Source organism: Aliiroseovarius marinus (genome assembly GCF_004360145.1).
Taxonomy (GTDB): domain Bacteria; phylum Pseudomonadota; class Alphaproteobacteria; order Rhodobacterales; family Rhodobacteraceae; genus Aliiroseovarius; species Aliiroseovarius marinus.
Genome location: NZ_SAIT01000031.1, coordinates 1 through 8,206, shown reverse-complemented (window position 1 = coordinate 8,206; position 8,206 = coordinate 1). Strand labels below are relative to the sequence as shown.

General features: G+C 54.1%; 9 protein-coding genes and 1 tRNA gene. 4 read left to right on the top strand and 6 right to left on the bottom strand.

The window, feature by feature from the left end; translation table 11 throughout:
* Positions 1-7: 7 nt before the first annotated feature.
* Positions 8-499, bottom strand: a complete 492-nt coding sequence (locus EOL43_RS15195; RefSeq protein ID WP_133489766.1) for a hypothetical protein — start codon at positions 497-499, stop codon at positions 8-10.
* A 232-nt stretch (positions 500-731) separates the two neighbouring features.
* The gene (locus EOL43_RS15650; RefSeq protein ID WP_371734360.1) at positions 732-1,103 is read right to left on the bottom strand and encodes an HNH endonuclease signature motif containing protein; all 372 of its coding nucleotides are present in this window, start codon (positions 1,101-1,103) and stop codon (positions 732-734) included.
* 1,936 nt (positions 1,104-3,039) lie between these two features.
* Between EOL43_RS15650 and EOL43_RS15185 the strand changes: the two genes are divergently transcribed.
* Positions 3,040-3,456, top strand: coding sequence for a hypothetical protein (locus tag EOL43_RS15185; RefSeq protein WP_133489764.1), 417 nt, complete (start codon positions 3,040-3,042; stop codon positions 3,454-3,456).
* A 105-nt stretch (positions 3,457-3,561) separates the two neighbouring features.
* On the opposite strand, the gene EOL43_RS15180 is transcribed toward EOL43_RS15185, so the two are convergent.
* Complete coding sequence (locus EOL43_RS15180; protein ID WP_133489763.1) at positions 3,562-4,797, bottom strand: DUF6538 domain-containing protein; 1,236 nt, start codon at positions 4,795-4,797, stop codon at positions 3,562-3,564.
* Positions 4,798-4,850: 53 nt separating this feature from the next.
* Positions 4,851-4,934: transfer RNA gene (locus EOL43_RS15385), tRNA-Tyr, on the bottom strand.
* A gap of 149 nt (positions 4,935-5,083) precedes the next feature.
* Between EOL43_RS15385 and rlmB the strand changes: the two genes are divergently transcribed.
* The 3 genes from rlmB (at position 5,084) to EOL43_RS15165 (ending at position 7,074) form a co-directional block, all read left to right on the top strand.
* Positions 5,084-5,866, top strand: coding sequence for a 23S rRNA (guanosine(2251)-2'-O)-methyltransferase RlmB (gene rlmB, locus EOL43_RS15175; protein WP_133489762.1), 783 nt, complete (start codon positions 5,084-5,086; stop codon positions 5,864-5,866).
* A gap of 74 nt (positions 5,867-5,940) precedes the next feature.
* Entirely contained in the window at positions 5,941-6,414 is a 474-nt protein-coding gene (locus EOL43_RS15170) for a YHS domain-containing (seleno)protein (protein WP_133489761.1), read from the top strand.
* A 207-nt stretch (positions 6,415-6,621) separates the two neighbouring features.
* The gene (locus EOL43_RS15165; RefSeq protein ID WP_133489760.1) at positions 6,622-7,074 is read left to right on the top strand and encodes a CoA-binding protein; all 453 of its coding nucleotides are present in this window, start codon (positions 6,622-6,624) and stop codon (positions 7,072-7,074) included.
* Positions 7,075-7,145: 71 nt separating this feature from the next.
* Here the strand turns inward: EOL43_RS15165 and EOL43_RS15160 are convergent, their stop codons facing one another.
* Positions 7,146-7,460, bottom strand: a complete 315-nt coding sequence (locus tag EOL43_RS15160; protein WP_133489759.1) for a phosphoribosyl-ATP diphosphatase — start codon at positions 7,458-7,460, stop codon at positions 7,146-7,148.
* The gene (gene hisF / locus EOL43_RS15155) at positions 7,457-8,203 is read right to left on the bottom strand and encodes an imidazole glycerol phosphate synthase subunit HisF (RefSeq protein WP_240686573.1); all 747 of its coding nucleotides are present in this window, start codon (positions 8,201-8,203) and stop codon (positions 7,457-7,459) included. Before hisF ends, EOL43_RS15160 begins: the two co-directional genes overlap by 4 nt.
* Between the last annotated feature and the right edge of the window lie 3 nt (positions 8,204-8,206).

Below are 8,206 nucleotides of genomic sequence, written 5' to 3'. Positions count from 1 at the left end.
CGCCGCCCTACTGGCCCACTTTTGCGCCGCCCTTGACACCCCAAGACGCTTTGAATTTTTTTCGATCAAAATCAGTTGTTAGATAATCACCCTCGAACCAATCTCGAATGGCACCCTCAATTGCTTGAAGTTGACTTTGGGTGGGCAAATTCCCAATTGCCCGACCATAGCGTCGATATCGCTTGTTGTGATCAAGGCAATAGGTTGAAAGGTTATAGCGTTGACGGTCGCAATTTGAAATCGAGCAAACCTTACGTTTGTTCTCTGCTGCATAGGCTTCCCGTTTTTGATTTCGGTACTCCCTAGAGGCTGCACTGCGACCACCAAAGGTGACAGGAAGATTAGGCTTTTTTGTCATCACATTTCGTGAAAACAGAAAGACGAAGAACACCATCACTTGGTGTCTTTCGATTGGGTCCACCGCTTCTAATCGTAACTCCAACCCTCTCAAGTTGGTGTCTGGCGTATGAATTCTCGGGGTATAACGCTTGTTTGGCATAGGTTCGCCAATCGCAGTTGTTCATACCAAGTTCGTGTCGGACATTTGAAGGAAGATAATCACCGTCAGGCTTTTCAGCGAAATAAGAGCAGAGTGCTGCTGTCGTATATTTATGGTGCATGGTTACTTTTGTTGTTTGTGCTTGGACCCACAAATGGCATGGATCGAAAGAAGTTTTGAGCGAACCAAAATCCAATTGATCATGGCTGCGTTCAGCATCATCAGGTCCACCTCAGGAAACCTCGCGTCCATCATGAAGCCATGACAGGTAGTTCAGAGCGGATGTAGCTAGCAGACGTTCAGGAAACCTGAGTTTCCATGGGGGCGAGGAGGGATCTTCAAAAGTGACAAGGAAATCACCTTTTTCCGTTTTGGTAACTGATCCTGAGTTTCTTGAGTCTTTGCTAACGAGGCGGTTCGCCATGTTTTCAGCGTGAGAGACGGAGCGGAGATTAGATGGGCGATTGTCAAATGGAATGCGGTTGATGTGATCAATGACCCTTGGTGGTTCTTCATGATGTACCAAGAGCCAAATCAAGCGGTGCACGAGAAACCTGACCCGCCCTAGTTCTGGATGAGTGATCCCGGCGATGATATGAGGCATCTTAGGGCACGGGTTTTTACCGACCTTTCGTCCCGCGTGTTGATCGTTCCATGCATTCCATCTTCCTTCACTCTGGAAGTGGTGTCGGGGACGTTCTTTCCACGTCAGATAGCCTTGCTCTATGTGCGATGTGTCGAAGCAATCATGGAGGAAGGCTAGGTTTCCTGACTGAAGAAGTTGTTGGGTTTTTGTCAAAATAATTTCCTTTTCGTTCAAAGCGATAAGCGTCCCACCGATTTGCTCGGTGAGTTGATAGGATTTTTCAAGTTGGATTTAGGAGGTAGTGAGGTTCCCTTTATATAGGGTGTCCCCGCTTTTCCTCGTGACGCAGAGGGTCAGACTGCGAGTTCTTGTGTAGGCGTGGTGGGGCGGATCTTGTTTGGGTATTCGTCACCAGAATTATACCAAGGGTGAACATTGGGCCTGTCCGAGAAGTCCCCTTTATTTAGGGTGTCCCCGCTTTTTCTTTTTAGGAAGCCTCGGCCATTATCTGTAGTCCCATCCTCCTCAATCACGCCAGTGGGTGGCTCAGGGACTTCACCACGGACGACAAGGGCAATAGGTGCAGCCCAAGGTGACCAGAGGGTATAGCGATTTGCCGCTTGCGAAATGGTGCAGTAGACGCCGGGTGAACTTCTAAAGAAAAGCCATCGATCGTTGGGATTTGGTTTGATGAGCTTTGGCGTTGTCAGAATATCTCGAACGAGAGGCGAGTGTCCGTCTCGTGCCAATCGAATGATCGTCTCAAGGTAACCCAGCCGTTCTCCGGGGGGCATGGTGTAAAGGCGCTCAGCCATCCTCATCGCTAGCTCAAACTTTCTTGCCTGATCTTGCGCCTTAGAAATGCTGTTAGCAGCGTTGACGGGCTGGATTTCTCTAGCTTTGCGCTTCTTTTCTCGGTCGCGACAACGGGGAGAGCAGTATGTCTTATTGGACCTGTAAGGAAACAGGTTTCCGCAAGATGGACAAAGGGAGTGGGAGGGCGGAGAAGCATTCTCCCCCGTCAGAGTTTCTATCAGTGCATTCAATGTGCTTCGTGTCGTTGTTTGGTTTGGGTGAGATCAGAACTGGTAGATGATCAGTTCACCTTGGGAGTCTTTGGTTAGACCCAACCCAGCTACCTTCAGTGCGACCTGAGCAGGATTTGATGCTCGCATGGTCAATAGTCGGTTTAGATGGGTGGACCCTGTTTTGGGGTCGGTGGTTTTCAAACTGGCTTCGTATAAGGACATGGTTGTCTTGCCTCCAAGTAGTTGGTGTTGAAAAAGGGGATAGAGACCGTTGGGTAGCGGTCAGGAAAAGAGCGATTCCGCATGGGAAAGCGGAGCTGCAATGCGCTGTCTCTCCATATGGCGGGTAAATTCAGATCTCGCTGAGTGGATCGGCAATGGCGAGTTTTGCGCTCTTCATATGAGGTGTTTATTGCCGCGCCTGATTGAAGAGGCGTCAAAGCGGCATCTCTGTAGTAGGTGTTAATTCACTTCAGCCGGATAGGCAGAGCCGATCAATGAGTGTGCTGTGTTCAATATGACGTCTTAATTAGTAGCGACCAATTGAAGGTTCGTTGAATCTACATCTCCATAGTGCTGGTTTATTGGCTAAGGCAGTGTTGGTGCGTGTCTCCATAGGGTAACTTTTCTCACTGAATCGCACAAAACCCTGACAAGCACCTATTTAACTATCTGTTTTATAAGGAATGACTGCGAGTATTTCTCATCGAACCACCTGCGTATGACTCTGTTCGAAAGCGGTATTCAGGGCAGGAAGATGGGTTGTTTGTCCTAGGTTTGCCCATGGGGGTGCCGGGGGAAGATGCCGAGGCGACACACCGATATACAGTTGCAGACTTTCTCCCAAGAACTCGTCCCTTTTCGGTTGAGCGATACAACTAAAGCGGTAAATACTGTTCGAGTATAAATAATAAGGGAAAGATACTGTGACTAAAACATATTCGACCGATGAGGTGTCCATCGACCACGCCAATTTGCTGGTATTAAGAGAGCAGGGCAAACTACAGCTTGGCATGAATAATGAAATGGCAATGAAGCTCGTAGCTGCGGGTCACGGGCCAAAGAAAGGAGGCGTGAATGCAGCGACAAACTTCTTCACTTGGCTGGCATTGGGAGTATTCGTCGTATCTATCTATTACAGCTTTACCGATAGGTGGTGGTGGTTCATCCTAGGTTTCTTTGTGATGCGTCTGATTTGGAATGCAGTCAAAAGCTCAACACCCGACAACCTTTTAGATGCGGCAATGTACGATTCTGAATTCTATGAAAAGCTTCGAACAGCAGGTATTTGGCTCTACCAGATGGATGAGGAAGTAGCTCGGGAGTATACAGTTGCGAGCTAAACCGGAACTTCGACATTCTTGATGGTTGGGAAGGGAGGGCCAGCGGTTCGGCTAGCCCTCTCAGGAACTGTTCTACGCCCAACTCAAAACAACTCAGATTGCGAGTCAGAAGGACGCATTCAGACCTCCACCAAGCTCAACATTAAGCGCCTCGAAGGTGATCTTGACGATCTCACTGAGGTCGCCTCGCTTGGCGTAGACAGACAAGCCAATGTCGTCGCTGTTAGAATGCCCTACAGCTAAGTTTCTGGCCTCTTTGGCAACACCCGCATTTACCAAAGCTGAAACAGTAGATCGGCGGAATGAGTGCATATCCCACTGATCATTATCAGGGAGGGTCTTACGGGCCTTCTCTAGTGCTTTGCCGAGATAGTGACTGAGATACCTGTCATAACCGCCGCGTAGTAGGCGAGGGAAAAGGATACCTTTGTTCTCGGGGCATGAAGGCTCAGTGATCTTAGCTCGTCCTATAGCTCCTCTAAGCAACTCGCAGTCGTCTTCACCAACGATCATCACTAGACGGTTTCCGGCCTCAGTCTTTGCCTCACGGATCGACAAGCGAATATGATCACCGTGATCGTCTATGTCATGGAGGTGAAGCCCCGCGATTTCCCCAAGTCTGCATCCGGTCACCCAAAGCAACCTGACAGTGACATACATTTCGAATTGGTATTTGAGGCGGTTGTTGCTGGCGATGTAGCTAAGCAGGGCTTCCGCTTCGTCTCTGGTAACTGGCCTAAGGTTCTTTCGCCGGGGATCCACTTTTTTACTTTGACCTGCCAATCGACGCAGCAGGGAAGAAAACGGGTTCTTCATATCCTGATCGACAAGTCCCCAATGTTCCAAGACGCGCCAATATGAGGCGAGACAGATTTGATGTGTAGACAAGCTTCGGTGAGATAGAGGTTTCCCGGTGCGTTCTGAGGGAGTGACCTTGAGGTGATCAATGTACTGCAGCGCCATCGCGCGGTTGATCTTGGTTACATCGGTGTTGCCCGAGAATTCTTCAAATCGCTCTAGGATGCGGCGGTATCTGTGACGCGTTGCATTCTTGATGCCATCGCTTTCGGACAACCAGCGTTGGGCTGTCTCTCTTACAGTTGTTCCTGTCTGTTGTCTTTTAGTTGGCGCTGGGCGAACTTGATGTTCCCCAAAGAGGTTCGCTTTGATTTCTGCAAGCACTTCTGATCGGTTTGCTAAGGCTTCTGCTAAGTCGGTCGTTCCGAGTGATCGAATGATCTCTTTCTTGCCGACAACAGATTGGATTTCGGTGGGTACAGAGTACCGCAACGAGTAAACGCTGCCACGCTTGAAGATGCCCTTGGGAAGTGTGCGGGTCATAGCTCAATTCTCCCTTACGTTGGAGAGAGCAAACCCTTGAAAACGTTGGAAAATGGTGGGCGACCTTGGAATCGAACCAAGCGTGAGTCGCCTCGAGGGAGTTACAGTCCCCTGCCACACCTTGCGGCCTGTCGCCCACTTTTTCCTGCGCTATCTGCGCTGAACGTGGGGCTAGGTATCGCGGGCAGCGGGCCGCGTCAATACGAAAAATCACCCAAATGCACTTGTCTCTCAGAAAGGCTTGGCGCATTGTCCGGGCCTTGAAAAACTTCCAGCGGATCGCGTGATGAAAAAGCCAAAATGGGTCGTCAAAAAGGAAAAAGACAAGCGTCAGGCGGCGGCTGAAACCGTGTGGCTTTTCGGGTTGCATGCGGTGCGTGATGCGCTGATGAACCCCGATCGCGAGCGGCTGCGGTTGATCGTAACGAAGAACGCATCCGACAAGCTGGCGGACGCGATCGAGACCTCGGGTATGACGCCAGAAATGGCGGACCCGCGCAAGTTTCCGGCCCCGATTGACCCCAATTCGGTCCACCAGGGCGCGGCGCTTGAAGTGAAGCCTCTGAACTGGGGTGACTTCGCCAGTCGCGTGATTGGGGGCGAAGGCAAAATGCCTGTCGTGGTCATGCTCGACCGCGTGACGGACCCGCATAATGTCGGCGCGATTCTGCGCTCGGCCGAGGTATTTGGGGCAAGTGCAGTCGTTGGCACGAAACATGGGGCAGCCCCGGAGACGGGCGCGCTGGCCAAGACGGCTTCGGGCGCGCTTGAACGTCAACCCTATCTGCGCGTGCGCAATCTGGCAGAAGCGATGGAAGAACTGCGTGACATGGGCTTTGTGGTCCTTGGCATGGATGGTGAGGCAGACGAGACCATTGAAGACGCGCTGGCCGCCCGCCCGGATCGCCCGGTTGCACTGGTCATGGGGGCCGAAGGGCCGGGGCTGCGCGAAAAGACCAAGGCGACCTGCGACGCGCTGGTGAAGATCCCATTCGCACGCGATTTTGGCTCGCTCAATGTGTCAAACGCGGCGGCAGTCGCACTTTATGCTACCCGCCTCACGCGGTGATCACCTTGTTGTGGGTGGGGCTGTAATATCCGCCTGGGCAGCGCAGATTAAGGACAACCGAATAGGAGGTCCCAATGTCGAAACTGTCCCTGTCCCGCCGTCATGTACTGTCCGGTCTGATCGCTGTCCCCGTTGGAGCGACGCTTCTGACCCGCCCGGCCTTTGCCGCCAACCCGCCCGTCTATGCCGAAGATGACATCGCGTGGGACGGGCATGACCCAGTGGCGTTTTTCACCAAGGGTGCACCGACGCCGGGCGTGGCCGAGTTCTCGTTGGACTATGAAGGTGCGACGGTCTTGTTTTCCAGCGCCGAGACCCGCGACATGTTCGCGGCCGATCCCGCCAAATACGCCCCGCAATTCGGTGGCTACTGCGCCTATGCGGCCAGCAAAGGCTATATCGCCCCCACCGTGCCCGAGGCCTGGACCGTCTATGACGACAAGCTTTACCTGAATTTCAGCCTGCGTGCGCGCGAGCTGTGGTCGCAGGACATTCCCGGCAATATCGCCAAAGGCAACGCGAATTGGCCGGGTATTCTTGAGGGCTGATGTCTGACGGGTGGATCACAAGTGTATTACCAGCCCTTCCAATTCCGCCCCGCCATCATATCTGAATAACAGAGGCCAGGCTGTGGAACGCCTGAAACCTCATTCACTGTCCCTCGTTCCACCAACTGCGCCCGAGGAAATACTCCCCTCGGGCGCTTTTTCTATTGTGGGCTTGGAAATCTGTGCGGTGGTGCTTAGCTGGGCGGTATGACCCAGACAGATATCGACACCCGCCTTCGTACCATCCTGACCTCGACCCGCGTGATCGGCCTTGTGGGCCTGTCGCACAAGCCCGAGCGCGCATCGTATCGCGTTGCCCGTTTTCTGACCGAGAAAGGCTATCGTGTGATTGGTGTAAACCCCGGATTGGCCGGGCAAGAGATGTTTGGCGAGACGGTCGTCGCGTCGATTGCGGATCTGCCGGAAGAGACGGACATGATCGACCTGTTCCGCCGCTCTGAAGCGATTGAGCCGCTTGTGGACGAGGCGCTGGCACATCTGCCGAACCTGCGCACGGTCTGGATGCAGTTGGAGATTTTCAACGCGCCCGCGCGGGCCAAGGCCGAAGCGCTCGGGATTGAAGTGGTCGAGGATCGCTGCCCGGCGATCGAATATCCACGCCTGATTGGTGCGGGAGCTTTGGCGGAACTGGTGGGATAGGGGGCTTTGCCCCCGCACCAAATCAGTGATTTGGCGCTCCCCCAAGGTATTTAGTGCAAGAGGATGGGGGCTTAGGGCTGGCGCGCGGCTTTTTCTGCGATGCCTGAGGTGCCTTCCCGACGTTCCAGTTCGGCCAGAACGTCCTCAAGCGCCACATCGCGGGCGGCGAGCATGACCAGAAGGTGATAGAGTACGTCCGCGGCCTCGTAGGTCAGGTTCTCACGGTCGTTTTTCGCGGCGGCGATAATGGCCTCGATGGCTTCTTCCCCGAACTTCTCGGCGCATTTTTCCGGGCCTTTGGCCAGCAGTTTGGCGGTCCAGCTGCTGTCGGGATCTGCGGCTTTGCGCGCCTCGATGGTGGCGGCCAGTTGGGTCAGGATGCTCATGTCAGCCTCATCGGGATGCCAGCGGCGGCCATGTGTTCCTTGGCCTCGCGGATGGTGTAGTCGCCAAAGTGGAAGATGGATGCCGCCAGCACGGCGCTTGCCCCGCCTTCGGTCACGCCTTCGACAAGGTGGTCCAGATTGCCAACCCCGCCTGAGGCGATGACCGGCACATGCACGGCGTCCGAAATGGCGCGGGTCAGAGGCAGGTTGAAGCCTGCGCGGGTGCCGTCGCGGTCCATTGAGGTCAACAGAATTTCGCCTGCGCCCTTCTGTTCCATCAGTTTGGCAAATTCGACCGCATCAATGGGGTTGCCGTCTTTATCCAACGCCGGTTTGCGCCCGCCATGGGTGAAGATGCCCCATTTGTTGGGATTGCCGTCTGCGTCATGGCCAATGGTCTTGGCGTCGATGGCAACCACGATGCACTGGCTGCCGAAACGATCAGCAGAGCGTGCGATCACGTCTGGGTCAGCTACGGCGGCCGAGTTGAAGCTGACCTTGTCAGCCCCCGCCAACAACAGGTCGCGCACGTCTTCCGGGCTGCGTACCCCGCCTCCGATGGTGAGCGGCATGAAGCATTGCTCGGCCGTGCGGGTGGCCAGATCATACATGGTGCCGCGGTTTTCGTGGGTGGCTTTGATGTCGAGGAAGCAGAGTTCATCGGCACCGGCGGCGTCATAGGCGCGCGCCTGTTCCACAGGGTCGCCCGCGTCGATCAGATCGACGAAGTTGACGCCTTTCACCGT